The organism is Corallococcus exercitus (assembly GCF_042231735.1).
GTDB classification, from domain to species: Bacteria; Myxococcota; Myxococcia; order Myxococcales; family Myxococcaceae; genus Corallococcus; species Corallococcus exercitus_B.
In genome coordinates, this window is record NZ_CP102577.1 from 406,744 (window position 1) to 419,762 (window position 13,019).

At 71.5% G+C, this 13,019-nt stretch carries 10 protein-coding genes; 6 read left to right on the forward strand and 4 right to left on the reverse strand.

What is annotated here, in order from left to right; all coding sequences use genetic code 11:
• The first annotated feature begins 31 nt into the window (after positions 1-31).
• Positions 32-1,768, forward strand: a complete 1,737-nt coding sequence (locus tag NR792_RS01885; RefSeq protein WP_375758340.1) for an FHA domain-containing protein — start codon at positions 32-34, stop codon at positions 1,766-1,768.
• Positions 1,769-1,784: 16 nt separating this feature from the next.
• On the opposite strand, the gene NR792_RS01890 is transcribed toward NR792_RS01885, so the two are convergent.
• On the reverse strand, positions 1,785-2,648 hold the full coding sequence (locus NR792_RS01890; protein WP_375758341.1) for a DMT family transporter: 864 nt from the start codon (positions 2,646-2,648) through the stop codon (positions 1,785-1,787).
• A gap of 248 nt (positions 2,649-2,896) precedes the next feature.
• Between NR792_RS01890 and NR792_RS01895 the strand changes: the two genes are divergently transcribed.
• Entirely contained in the window at positions 2,897-3,814 is a 918-nt protein-coding gene (locus tag NR792_RS01895) for a pseudouridine-5'-phosphate glycosidase (protein WP_375758342.1), read from the forward strand.
• Between the two features lie 18 nt (positions 3,815-3,832).
• Here the strand turns inward: NR792_RS01895 and NR792_RS01900 are convergent, their stop codons facing one another.
• A complete protein-coding gene (locus tag NR792_RS01900) occupies positions 3,833-4,327 on the reverse strand; it encodes a GAF domain-containing protein (protein ID WP_375758343.1) in 495 nt (164 codons plus the stop codon).
• Positions 4,328-4,401: 74 nt separating this feature from the next.
• Here NR792_RS01900 and NR792_RS01905 point away from each other — a divergent pair, with 74 nt between their 5' ends.
• The gene (locus tag NR792_RS01905; protein WP_375758344.1) at positions 4,402-5,133 is read left to right on the forward strand and encodes an NAD-dependent deacetylase; all 732 of its coding nucleotides are present in this window, start codon (positions 4,402-4,404) and stop codon (positions 5,131-5,133) included.
• A 16-nt stretch (positions 5,134-5,149) separates the two neighbouring features.
• Here the strand turns inward: NR792_RS01905 and NR792_RS01910 are convergent, their stop codons facing one another.
• On the reverse strand, positions 5,150-6,628 hold the full coding sequence (locus tag NR792_RS01910) for a hypothetical protein (RefSeq protein ID WP_375758345.1): 1,479 nt from the start codon (positions 6,626-6,628) through the stop codon (positions 5,150-5,152).
• 146 nt (positions 6,629-6,774) lie between these two features.
• On the opposite strand from NR792_RS01910, the gene NR792_RS01915 reads away from it, so the two are divergent.
• A complete protein-coding gene (locus tag NR792_RS01915) occupies positions 6,775-9,828 on the forward strand; it encodes a poly(A) polymerase (RefSeq protein WP_375758346.1) in 3,054 nt (1,017 codons plus the stop codon).
• Positions 9,829-9,851: 23 nt separating this feature from the next.
• On the opposite strand, the gene NR792_RS01920 is transcribed toward NR792_RS01915, so the two are convergent.
• Positions 9,852-11,033, reverse strand: coding sequence for a DUF6068 family protein (locus NR792_RS01920; RefSeq protein ID WP_375758347.1), 1,182 nt, complete (start codon positions 11,031-11,033; stop codon positions 9,852-9,854).
• A gap of 380 nt (positions 11,034-11,413) precedes the next feature.
• Here NR792_RS01920 and NR792_RS01925 point away from each other — a divergent pair, with 380 nt between their 5' ends.
• Both NR792_RS01925 and NR792_RS01930 read left to right on the forward strand, forming a co-directional pair.
• Positions 11,414-12,184 (forward strand): zinc-dependent metalloprotease, encoded by a 771-nt coding sequence (locus tag NR792_RS01925; RefSeq protein ID WP_375758348.1) that lies wholly within the window; start codon positions 11,414-11,416, stop codon positions 12,182-12,184.
• Positions 12,185-12,193: 9 nt separating this feature from the next.
• Positions 12,194-12,994, forward strand: a complete 801-nt coding sequence (locus NR792_RS01930; protein WP_375758349.1) for a trypsin-like serine peptidase — start codon at positions 12,194-12,196, stop codon at positions 12,992-12,994.
• Positions 12,995-13,019: the final 25 nt, after the last annotated feature.

Here is a 13,019-nt window from a genome sequence, read left to right on the forward strand (position 1 = left end):
CCCGAGGGGCGCTGCTAGGCTCCGCGTCCGCATGCCGGCACTCCTGCTGCTCACGGGCCCGTCCGCGGGGCGCCGGTACGAGGTCGTCTCCCAGCTGACCCTCGGGCGCAGCCCCTCCTGCGACATCCCGCTGGAAGACGACCAGGTGTCGCGGCGCCACGCGCAGCTGTTCCTGGACACCGTCGCGGGACAGGTGCGGCTGCGCGACCTGGGCTCCACCAACGGCACGCTGCTCAACGGGCAGCGGCTGGCGCTCCAGGAAGAGGCGGTGCTGCGGCCGGGCGACCGGATGCGCGTGGGCGCCACCATCGCGGTGTACGAGCCGCCGCCGGTGTCCATCGTCGACGAGCCCTCCGGCGCGCCCGCCTCGGAGCCGGAGCACGTCCCCATCGAGGAGGTGCTGCCGCACGTGGGCGCGGCCGCGGCGATGTACTCGGCGGGGACGGCGCTCCTGGGCGCCACCAGCGAGGCGATGGTGCTGCGGCGGCTGTCCGAGGAGACGGCGCACGCGCTCAACGCCGACCGCGCGGCGGCGCTGTTGAGCGGGCCGGAGGGGCTTCGCACGGCGGCGGTGTCCGGCGCGGCGTCCGTGGAGGTGCCCCGCGCGCTGGTGCAGGCGGCGCTGGAGCGCAAGGAGCTGGGGCGGACGGACACGGCGCTGTGCTCGCCGCTGGTGGCTTCGGGCGGGATGCCCTTTGGCGTGCTGTACGTGGAGCGCGAGGAGTCGCCGTTCACCGAGGGCGAGGGCCAGCTGCTCGCGTCGCTGGGACGGCTGGGCGGCGAGGCCTATACGGCGGTGCGCTCGCGCGCCGAGGCGGAGGCGGCGGAGCTGCCCTGGGTGACGCCGCTGGGGACGTCGCGGGCGTTCCGGGGCGTGGTGGAGGAGGCGCGGCGCGCGGCGGGCAGCGCCGCCCCGGTGGTGCTGTACGGCGAGCCGGGCACGGGCAAGGCGCTGCTGGCGCACTTCCTCCATGGCAGGTCTCCGCGCGCGCTGGGGCCGTGGGTGACGGTGGAGTGCCGGCAGTCCCTGGAGGCGGTGGAGGTGGCGCTCTTCGGCCGTGCGGGCGCGCCCGGCCAGCCTCCGGTGACGTCCGCGGTGCTGCGCGCGGACGCGGGCACGTTGCTCCTGCGCCACGTGGAGGCGCTTCCCCGGCCCGCGGCGGAGCGGCTGGCGCGGATGCTGGCCCGGCGCGCGGCTCCGGCCCGGCAGGGCGGCGAGGAGCCCGTGGACGTGCGCATCGTCGCCACCAGTGCTTCGCCGGTGTCGCGGCTCGCGTCCCGGGGAGAGTTCGACGCGGCGCTGGCCCGGGGGCTGGCGGGCTTCGAGCTGGAGGTGCCGCCGCTTCGGGAGCGGCGGGGCGACGTGCCGGTGCTGCTGGAACACTTCGCGCTGCGCGGTGCCCGGCAGGGAGGGCGGGAGGCGCCGGTGCTGGGACCGGAGGCCCGGCGCCTGCTGGCGGAGTATCCGTGGCCTCAGAACGTGCGCGAGCTGGAGCTGGTGGCGGAGCGGCTGGGGCGCGTGTACGCGGCGGGCCACGTGGGCATCCCGCAGCTGCCCCCGGAGGTGCGCGAGGGCGCGGTGGGGCAGGCGCCTCGCACGTTGCAGGAGCAGGTGGCCCGCCTGGAGCGCGACGCCATCGCGGAGGCGCTTCGCGAGTCCGGCTGGAAGAAGGTCCGCGCGGCGGAGCTCCTGGGCATCAGCCGGCCCACGCTCGACCGGAAGATGGAGGAGTACGGGCTGACGCTGGAGCGGGGGACTCGCGGCTGAGCGGCCGCCCGCGCGCTCAGGCCTTCGTGACGGCGGTGTCCTTGCGGCGGCTGATCAGCACGCCCGTGAGGATGAGCGCCGCGCCGAGCGTCTGGAGCAGGGTGGGGCGCTCGCCGCGGATCGCCCAGGCGGTGAGGGCGGCCACCACGGGGATGCCCGTGCCGTAGAGCGTCGTGCGGTTGGTGCCCACCTGCTGCACGCTGCGGAACCACACGAAGTACGCGAGCACCAGCGGCACCAGCGCCGAGTACACGAGGGCGACCCAGCCCGCGGCGCTCACGCGCGACGTGTCCAGCGCGATGACCTGGGAGGCTCCGGCCAGCACCACGCCCGGGGCCCCCGTGAGCATGGTGATGGCGGTGACGCGCAGCGCGGACACGCCCGGGCCCACCGCGCGCGTGCCCACCGTGTAGATGGCCCAGCACAGCGAGCTGCAGACAATCAGCGCGTCGCCCGTCCACGTCGCCGCGCCCAGGTTCGGGCCTCGCGCTCCGACCACGAGCAGCATCCCCACCACCGCGAGGGACAGCCCCGCGACGACGGGGCGCCGCAGCCGCTCGATGCCGAGCACCGCGCCCAGCGCCGCCGTCACCACCGGGCTCACCGCCGTGAGCATTCCGCTGTTGGCCGCCGTGGTCCGCGCGAGGCCCTCGATGAAGAACAGCTGGTACAGCGTGTTGCCCACGAACCCCAGCGCGGTGAGCCGCAGGAACGTCTTCCACGGCATCGGCTTGTGGCCTTCCACCGCGAACAACACGAGCCCCATCGCGAGCGCCGCGAGTCCGAAGCGCAGCGACATGAAGGCCCGGGGCGGCATGCCCTCCAGCGCGTCCTTCACGAGGGTGTAGTTCGTTCCCCAGACGACCACGACGGCGATCATCGCGACGTCGGAGGCGGAGAGGAGACGGGCAGGCGCTGCGACCGCGGGCGACGAGGTGCTCACGCGGCGGGGCATAGGGCGCCGCGAGTCCGGATGCAACCGACGGAGCTGCAACGAACAGCCAGCCCTGTGCCGCTTCCATGGCAGGTGACCCGCACGCGCGGTGCTCCGTCCAGGCGACGTCGCGCCGACGTTTCCCCACGCCCGTGCTTGTCCGGCCGCCCCGGCCATGGCGTAAATGCCCGCCCATGGACTTCCGCTATTCGGACGAGGTGCGGCGCGCGAAGGACTCCGGGCAGCCGCTGGTGGCGCTGGAGACGAGCGTCGTCGCGCAGGGCCTGCCCTATCCCGACAACCTGGCCGCCGCTCGCGCGTGCGAGGAGGCCATCCGCCGCGCCGGCGCCGTGCCCGCGCCCATCGCCATGGTGGACGGCGAGGTGTGGATCGGCCTGGAGGACGCCGCGCTGCGCCGGCTGGCCGAAGGGAAGGAGAAGCTCCTCAAGCTGGGCTCGCGCGACCTGGCCGTGGCGATGGCCACCCGCGCCAGCGGTGGCACCACCGTGAGCGCCACGTGCGAGCTGGCCGCGGCGGCGGGCATCCGCGTCTTCTCCACCGGCGGCATCGGCGGCGTGCACCGGGGCGCCTCCGAGCACTGGGACATCTCCCAGGACATCGCGGCGCTGTCCCGCTACCCCGTCGCCGTGGTGTGCGCGGGCGCCAAGTCCGTGCTGGACCTGCCGAAGACGATGGAGCTGCTGGAGACGGCGGGTGTGCCCGTCATCGGCGTGGGCACGAACGAGCTGCCGTCCTTCTACAGCCGCGAGTCCGGCCTCTCCCTGGAGCACCGCGCGGACGACGCGGAGACCGCCGCGCGCATCGCCCACGCCCGCTTCGACGTGCTGGGGCAGGGCGGCGTGCTCTACACCGTGCCGCCTCCGGCGGAGGCCGCGCTGGGCCGCAACGACGTGGAGCTGCACATCGCGTCGGCGCTGGCGGACGCGGACCGCCAGGGCGTGCGCGGCAAGGCCGTGACGCCGTTCCTCCTGGGCGAGATGGCCAGGCGCACCGGCGGCAAGAGCCTCAAGACGAACCTGGCGCTGCTGGAGAACAACGCGCGCTTCGCGGGGGCGCTGGCCGTGGCCTACGCCCGCTTCGCGAAGCGCTGAACGCCGCGCGACGACGACTCAGGACGCGCGGTGCTGGAACCAGGACACCAGGTCCTCCAGCGCCGCGCGGTCCACGTCGTCGAAGGTGTTCTTGTGCTCGGAGTCGATGTCGAGCACCGCGAGCAGCTCGCGGTTGCGCCCGTACACCGGCACGACGATCTCCGACGCGGAGCGCCCGTCGCAGGTGATGTGGCCCGGGAAGGCGTGCACGTCCGGCACCACCACCGTCTCCCCCTTCGCCGCGGACGTGCCGCACACGCCCTTGCCGAAGGTGATCTCCAGGCACCCGAGCGTCCCCTGGTAGGGGCCCACGCGCAGCAGCTTCCCGGGCGTCACCACCCGGTAGAAGCCCGTCCACAGGTGGCCGAAGGCGTGGTGGAGCAGGCAGCTCATCGTCGCCATCGCGCAGATGTCGTCATCCACGCCTTCGAGGATGGCGAGCGCGTGCGTCTTCAACTCGGCGTATGCCTCGGTCTTGGGCTGACCGCGCAGATCCAGGGTGACTTCGGCCATGATGGGGTCCTCTGTCAGGAAGTCCGTCCCGCCCCTTCTAACAACCCTCGTGCCCGCTGGCACAAGGAGGTCGTGTGGAACCGCTCGTCCTGGATTCGCGAACCCGTCTGCTCGTGCTCACCGGTGCTGGAGTCTCCGCGGAGAGCGGGGTGCCCACCTTCCGGGGCATGAACGGGCTGTGGGAGAACCACCCCGTCGAGGCCGTGGCGTCCCCCCAGGGCTTCGAGGCGAACCCCGCGCTCGTCTGGCGCTTCTATTCGCAGCGCCGGGCGGGGGCGGCGGACGTGAAGCCCAACCCGGGCCATGACGCGCTGGTGCGCTGGGAGCAGCACCTGGGCGACCGCTTCCTCCTGGCCACCCAGAACGTGGACGGCCTGCACACGCGGGCGGGCAGCCAGCGCGTGGTGGACATGCACGGCAACCTCTTCCGCACGAAGTGCGCGGACTGCTCGCGCGAGCCCTTCGCCGACACCTCCGTGCACCCGTCGGGCACGGTGCCGAAGTGCGACGCCTGCGGGGGCCGGCTGCGGCCGGACATCGTCTGGTTCGGGGAGATGCTGGACCCCAAGGACCTGGCGCGCATCGGCGAGTTCATCTCGCGCCAGGACGGCACGCGGCTGGTGTTCCTGGCCGCGGGGACGTCCGGCGCGGTGTGGCCGGCGGCGGGCCTCGTGGACGAGGTGCGCTCCGTGCGCGGGGACACGTGGCTCGTGAACTACGAGTCCGCCGCGAACACGGAGCGCTTCCACCACTTCGTCCAGGGCCAGAGCGGGCAGGTGCTGCCCACCTTGGCGAAGCTCGTCTGAGGCCTGGAGCGCGGCGCTACGGGCCCCGGAGGACGGTCAGCCCCTGGTCGGTGAGGACCAGCAGCATGCTCGGCTTCACGGTGGGCTCGTAGACGAGCTGCTTGACCTGCTGGCCGGACACCTCCCGCACCCGGGCCAGCGTGGTGCCGTCCGGCTCCAGCCGCCAGAGCCCGGCGCCGTGGGTGCCGATGTAGAGCGCGCCGTCGTCCGTCGCCTTGAGCGCGCGGATGTCGTTCGACGGCAGCCCCGCGAGCTTCGACCAGTTCCCGGCCGAGCGGGACTTCGGCGTCAGCGCCCAGACGCCGTACTCCTTGCTGCCCAGGTAGTAGCGGCCCGAGGTGACCTGCTCGAAGGCGCGCCAGTAGTCGTCGGTGGCCTGGCCGTTGATCAGCTCGTTGTAGCTCTTGAACTTCCAGGGCGTGGGGCCTTCCCAGGTGAACTCGCGGTCCCACTCCTCCAGCTTCGGGCTGGGCACGAGCACGCCGAGCATCTGCTCGTTGGCGACGAGGACGTCACCGTTCTGCCCGATGCCCAGGCCGTACATGTACGGGCACTGCAGCGAGCCCCATTCCGAGCCGTCCTCGAAGAGGTACCAGCCCGGGTGGCGGTGGCTGTTGTAGGTGAGCCCCTGGATGCGCGTCACGCCGTGGTTGGTGGTGATGTAGAGGTCGCCGCGGTCCCGGCCGCGCGTCACGCGGGCGCAGTTGAGGACGGAGCGGTCCTCCTCGTAGTGGAAGTCATTGGTGTTGTGGATGCCCGCCTGCCGGTCCTTGTTCGACGCGCCGGTGGTGCGCCACAGGTGCTCCTCGAGCTTGACGCTGCCATCCGGTTGGACGCGGACGGCGTCGAGGTCTCCCTTCTGGTACTCGGCGAAGCGCTCGGGCGAGTAGCCCGCCTCGCCCTTCCAGGGGATGTACGTGCGCTGCTCGATGCCGGCGGCGCGCTTCATCTCGTTGGCGGTGTAGCCCACGTAGGCGCGTCCGGCCTCTCCGCCGCAGATGACCGAGGAGCCCGTCGCGAGCGCCTCCGGACCGAACGGCTCCCGCGCCTGGCCCACGCCGGTGGTCCACGTGGGCGCGGTGTCGCCCGGGCGAAGCACGCCGATGCGGCGGCCGTCGAGGAACCAGAGGTTCAACCCCTCATCGACGCCGACGCTCTGGGGCCTGCCGACGTCATACGCGCGCGTGTAGTCGAGCACCGCGTCCGTGGGCCACGGGCCCGCATCGGGTGTCTCGCCGGTGCCGGCATCCGGATCCGTCGTCCCCGCGTCGGGGGTTCCGCCCGCATCCGGTGTCCCTCCATCTTCGTCAGGAGGGAGCGTGCCGGAGTCCGGAATGGAACCCGGCGGGGGGAGCGAGGGAACTTCGTTTCCATCGGATGGATCGACGACAGGGTCGTCCTGCGGCTCAACTGTCGGCGACTCGCCGTTGCAACCCGCCGACAGCAAAGACATGACCACCAACCCCGTCCCCACCACGCCTGCGCGAATACCCATTCCGTGTCTTCCTCCACGGGGACTCCATGGCAAGACCCGGGCCAGCGTGTTTCACGTCAGGCGGCTTCAATCCCTTGCGTCGAGGGCGGCGCGTGCGCGGCCCGTGTCTGGCGTGCCTTCCAGTACCCTTCGCCACGAGTCCCGCCATGTCACAGGAACGCTTCACGACCAGCCGCGAGGTGTATCACCGCATCCGGTGGGATCCCCGGCTCGATGCCCGCGAGTTCGTCGTCGGCTACGACGCGCACCGCGGCGCGATGGAGGAGATGCCCTTCGAGGCGTTCGTCCCCGATGGCGAGATTCCGTGGCACCGCGTCTGGTACTTCAAGCGCGGGCCCCAGGTGGTGTGGGACCGCAAGGAACGCATCGACCTGCTGAGCAATGCCCGGCCCGAGGAGGAGCCCGCTCCGCCTGCGCTCCTCGCGGTGCCGGGCTTCACTCCGCTGCCCGCATGGCGGTACGACGCGCGCTCGGGCTCGTGGACAGAGCGCCCGCGTGAGGCGGGCCGCGCACCTCCGAATCCGGCTTCGCTCACCATCGCCACCTTCAACGTCCTCTTCGACCTGTACGACGCGGAGCTGCTGGCGACCGAGCGCAGGACCCCGGCGGCACTCGCGCTGCTCCGTGAGACGGACGCGGACGTCATCGCGCTCCAGGAAGTCACTCCGTCGTTTCTCCGGGCCCTGCTCGCGGAACCCTGGGTGCGCGAGCACGGGTGGCTGTCCGACGGTCCCGGCGCGCACACCGTGGAGCGCTATGGCCAGGTGCTCCTGTCTCGCGTGCCCTTGGCTTCCGTGTGGCAGCGCGTCTTCTCCCGGGACAAGCGCATCATCGCCGCCGAGCTGCGCCTCGCGGGGGGCGCTCTGTGGGTGGCCACTCCGCACCTGACGAGCAACCGGGACGCGTCCGGCGCCTCCGCGCGCGCCGTGCAGGTCGAGGCCCTTCTCGAATGGGCGCGTGCGCTCGGTGCCACGGGTGACAAGGAGGCTCCGGACCTGGTGCTGGCCGGCGACTTCAACTTCGGGGACGGAGCGCCAGAGGCCGAGTCCTTCGCGCGCGCGGGCTTCGTGGACGCGTGGTCCGCGCTGCGGCCTTCGGAAGAAGGGGAGACGTTCAACCCCCGGTTGAACACGCTGGCGGCGCTCACCACCGTCTCCGGGCGACTCCAGCGGTTGGACCGGGTGCTCGTGGCGTCTCCTTCGGGCCGGCTCGCGCCAACGGCCGTGGAGCTCTTCGGCGAAGCGCCCCTGGCGGGCCCTCCCGCGCCGAACGGGCAGGCCCTCTTCGTGTCGGATCACTTCGGACTGCGCTGCGTCCTCCGCCGGGATGCGGCCACGCTCGCACCACGGACCTCCACGGCGCTGGTGCACCACACGGCCCTGGTGCTCATTCCCCCTGACGATGTCTGGGGACCCATCCAGGCGCTCCGCAAGAAGCACGACGCGAAGTTCCTGCGGTGGATGCCCCACGTCACGCTGCTGTATCCCTTCGTCCCGGAAGAGGACTTCGAGACGGCGGAGGCGCTCCTCGTGGATGCCCTCCAGGGCATTGAGCCCTTCGAGGTGACGCTCTCCACGTTCGGCCACTTCGAGCACCGCGCCAACGCGACGGCATGGCTCCGCCCCGATGCCCAGCCCTCCAGCGCGCTGGCGGCCCTGCACGCGAGGCTCGTGGCGGCCCTGCCAGAATGCGCCACGTCCGCCCACGGCGGCTTCACGCCCCACCTCTCCGTGGGCCAGCTCCCGCTCTCTGGAGACACTGCTCAAACCCTCGCCGAGTGGCAGCGAAGCTGGCGGCCACTGAAGTTCCGCGTGGGCGAGCTCTGTCTCATCCGGAGGAAGGGCGACACGCCCTTCGAGGTCATCCGGCGCATCCCCCTTGCACAGGCACGAAGCACGACGCCGGAGCACGAAGACGCTCCGTTGCGCGAGGCATTGGGGGCCGTCGGCGCCAGCGAATCCCAAGACGGACACGCCGCCAGGACCGCGGCGGTGGAGCAGCTGCGGCGGCACTGCGAGCGGATCGGCACCACGCTGCATCCCTATGGCTCGTATCTCCTGGGCACGGATGGCGTGGGCAGTGACGTGGATGCAGTCGCCATCGGCCCGGCGGGTCTGCCTCGCGAGGACTTCGCGCGAGCGCTCCTCCAGGAGCTGGCACCCGGCACGGCTCGCTACGTGGCGGACGCCGCCATTCCGCTGGTGAAGCTGTCCCTGGGAGGCGTGAGCTTCGACCTGGCCTATACGAGCCGCCCGGAGGGCGTGACTCCTGATGATCCCCTGACGCTGCTCGCGCGGCATGGCGACCGGCTGGACCCCGCGGGCCTCCGCGCCGTGCTGGGACTGGCGGACACGTTGGGTCTCATGGATGCCATTGCCCGTGACGGCGGGCGGACCGAAAGGTTCCGGACCCTGCTGCGCGCGGTGAAGGCCTGGGCCCGGGCGCGGGGCATCTACTCGCACGCGCTGGGCTACGTTGGCGGGTTGTCCTGGACGCTGCTCGCGGCCTGGGCCTGCACCCGCGCGTCCCAGGAAGCGATGCGGTCCGACGCGTCGCTGCTCGCGCACTTCTTCGGCACCTTCGCCTCCTGGCCGTGGCCCCAACCCGTGGCGCTCACGCCCGAAACGGCGCGGTACCGGCCCGACGGCAAGCGCGACCTCCTGCCTGTCATTGCTCCCGCGCTCCCCGCGCGAAACACCGCGCGCAACGTGTCGCGGTCCACGTTCCGCGTCATCCGGGAGGAGCTGCTCCGCGCCCGCGAGCTCGTGGCCAACGCCCGCGCGTCACGCACGCCCTCCGCATGGGCAGCGCTCTTCCAGCCTTTCAACGCCAATGCGTCCCCACAGGCCGCGCTGCGCCTGTCCGTCGAAGCCGCCATCTCCGAGGACCGGGAGGTGGTCGCGGGTTGGGTCCTCGGACACGTCACGGCCCTGGTGTACCGGCTGGAAGGCGACCGGCGTCTGTCCGTGCGCCCATTCCAGCCCGCGCACGCCGGAGGCCCCCTGCTCATCGGGCTGGAGGTGCGCGATGCACGGGACGCGGACGCCTTGTCCTGGCAGCCGCGGAGTCCGCTGGTCGCGGCCGTGGAGGCGTTCCGCGCGTCCTTCCAGGAATGGACGCACCGCCCGGCCGGCGCGGTGCTCCAGGTCGAGTGGGTGCGTGGCAATGACAGCTCACGGAGCGACGCTCCCGCTCCGTAAAGCCTGTCACCCAGACGCCCGCGTCACTTCGCTCCCGCGAGCCACGAACCCCAGCGCACGATGCGCGTGCCACCCTCCGGCTCGTTCTTGCCACCTGCCACCACGCGCTCGGTGCTGCTGGCGAGCGGCTGGAAGCGCGCCTCGTAGGGCAGGCCCGCGAGCCCCGGCGCCCACGGCTCGGCCGCCCAGGTCTGCGAGAAGGCGCGCTGGGTGCCCTCGAAGTTCTCGCTGCTCTGCTCGATGAGCGCGGGCACGTCGCGGCCCTCCGCGCTGAAGGTGCCGCGTGTCGCGGACACGGCGGACGCGGGCGGCCAATCCCCCGTGGACAGCACCTCCCAGGGCAGACCCATCAGCAGCTCCTCCAGCGGCTCCGGCTCGGCCTGGGTGAAGTCGGAGCACGGGGCGGCGTTGGCCTCGACGGGGCCCTCGGTGCGCAGGAGGTAGCCGCGCTCCGCGCTGAAGCACACGCGCTGCACGCCGGGCGGGGTCCCCGCCACGTCCACGAACCGCTCGTAGAACGCGCCCGGGCCCAGGGGGCGCTCCAGCGCGGGCACGGGAGCGCTGGCCTCCGCTGAACCCTCGCGGACCTCGCGCAGCGTCAGCTTGAAGCCGCCCGGCATGCCGAAGCCGGACGCCTCCGTCCCCGCCTCGATCAGACCGCGCATGAGATACAGCGGGCCCGGCGCGTTGGCGTACACCCGCGTGCGCAGCGGGCCGTCCACGGGGCGCTGGTCGCTCACGTAGCGGACCGCCTCCCAGCTGCGGCCCGCGCTGGAGACGACCTCGGCGGTGGCCTTGCCCCCATGGGGCACGTCGAGCGGGCGCGTCGTGTCCGCGCGCACCGGGAAGAGCAGGTCCTGCGCCAGCCGCGCCCGGGACAGGGGCCTGCCCGCCTCATCGCTGAAGGCCGCGCGCACCCAGACCCAGGGCTGCTGCACGGCCACCACCTCCAGCGTCAGCTGCCCCTGAAGACTGCTCGCGGTGCCCCCACCTCCGCGGGGCGAGGGGCCCTGCGCCGCGCTGAAGGCGTAGGTGAGCCGATCCCCCACGCGTGCGCGCGCCCAGGCCTCGGTGGACTGCACGGACGCGGTGTCCTGGGACCGCGTGTCCGAAGGGGACGGGCCGCTCGACTTCGTGCTCTCGCAGCCAGGGAGGAACGACAGGGCCGCACCCAACAGCGCGGCGATGGGGAGGGAAGGGCGCATGGACATGGGGACGGGATACCCCGGGAGTGGATTCACTCCCAGCTTTAGCGGGACCTACATGTATTGCATGGATTTACGGGGTAAATGAGACCCCGGGGCAGGTGACTGATTGAAAGACACCCCTGTCCGAAAACAGGATGCCCCCCATGGCCCAGGCAAAAGGGCTGTCATGTCAGCTGCTTGCGCTTCAAAACGTCACGCCGTTTTACGCCCAGATTCTTGGAAGCTGGAGTATCGGCGCTCCATGAAAATCAACAAAACCAAGTTATTCCCTCTGACGTCCGGCTGGCCCGGCAGTTGCTCAGTGGCGGGGCAAGCTGTCCGCGGCTGACGGGAAGGTCAGGCGGCAGCGGATCTCCCCCGAACCAGAGGAACGACGAATGTTCAAGAAGGCGGCAGTCCTCGTGGCGAGCTGTGGTGCGTTTCTGTCCGGCTGCGGTACCGACGTGGAGGGCGAGAACCAGCAGATCGTCTCGAACCTGATCGAGGCCGGCTTCCCGGAGAACGACATCATGGTGGTTGACGGCCAGGTGTACGTGGGCCGTGACGCGCACGTCTCCCTGGAGGCCTCCAACGAGATGCTCCAGACGGGCAAGGAGACCCAGGAGCAGTACCGCACGACGAACCTCGTCGGCACGACCATCACGAAGATCTGCATCAACCCCACGTCCGGGTTCAACAGCTACAGCCGCCTGAGCGCGGGCCTGGATGCGGCTATCCAGAACTACAACCAGCGCGGCCTGCGCTTCACGATGGCGCGCGGCCCCACCACGGGCTGCAGCGCGAACATCACCGCGCAGACCATGTCCGGCACGGGCGGCTCCGCGGGCTTCCCGTCGGGCGGCCGTCCCTACGGCACCATCAACATCGGCACGGGCCTGCAGAGCTACAGCGCGGACGTGAACGAGCACGTCATCACGCACGAGCTGGGTCACGCGATCGGCTTCCGTCACTCTGACTACTACAACCGCTCCATCAGCTGCGGCGGCTCCGCCACCAACGAGGGCACCGCGGGCGTGGGCGCCATCCACATCAGCGGCACGCCGACCACCGCGACGGTGGGCGGCTCCATCATGAACTCCTGCTTCCGCTCGACGGAGACCGGCGAGTTCACCAGCTCCGACATCACGGCGCTGAACGCCCTGTACTAGTCTCCAGCAATGGCGTCGCGACCCCTTGAGTCCTTCATGAGTCCGTGGGGTCGCATCCTCGCGGGCACCTTCCTCGTCCTGGGCCTTGCGGCCTGTGGAAAGGAGAAGGTGCCCGCGGATTCCCGCCCGGCAGTCTGTGAGAGTCCCACGGCGTCGCGGGTGCGCCAGCCGTCGGAGGTGCGCGGCCTCTCGCAGTGTGGCCCGACCGCCGACTTCACCCCCATCAACAGCTACCAGGGCGAGTTCGCGGACGTCGCGCAGACGGTCGAGGACGCGGTCGTCCTGATTGAGGGGCGCTGCACCGGAACGCTGATTGAAGCGAGCACGGGTCCCGTGGTGGTGACGGCGGGGCACTGTGTCGCGCTCGGCGACCGGCCGCTGATTGTCTTCAACCTCGAGGACCAGTCCGACGGCGACCCGCTCATCACCGAGGGCACCGTCTTCGAGCAGTCGCTCGAACCCGACTACGCGCTCATCCGGCTGGACGTCATTCCGCAGGTGACCCCGGTCCTGCTGACGGCCGTGCCCAGCGAGCGCCTGGCGATCATCCAGCATCCCCGGGGCAGGCCCAAGGTCATCGCCGAGGGCGAGTACCTGGATGCTTGCAATTCATTGGTCTACTACGCGGACCTGGACACCCTGGTCAGCAGCTCCGGCGCGGGCGTGCTCAACCGTCAGGGCCACCTGCTGGGCATCCACACCGACGGCGATTGCGACGAGACCGGCCGCGGCGCCAACCGGGGTTGGACGATAGAGGCCATTGTCGCGGCGTCGCCGTACCTGGTGGACGCGGACATCGTCGAGCGCTGAGACCGGACTCCGCTCGACAACACGC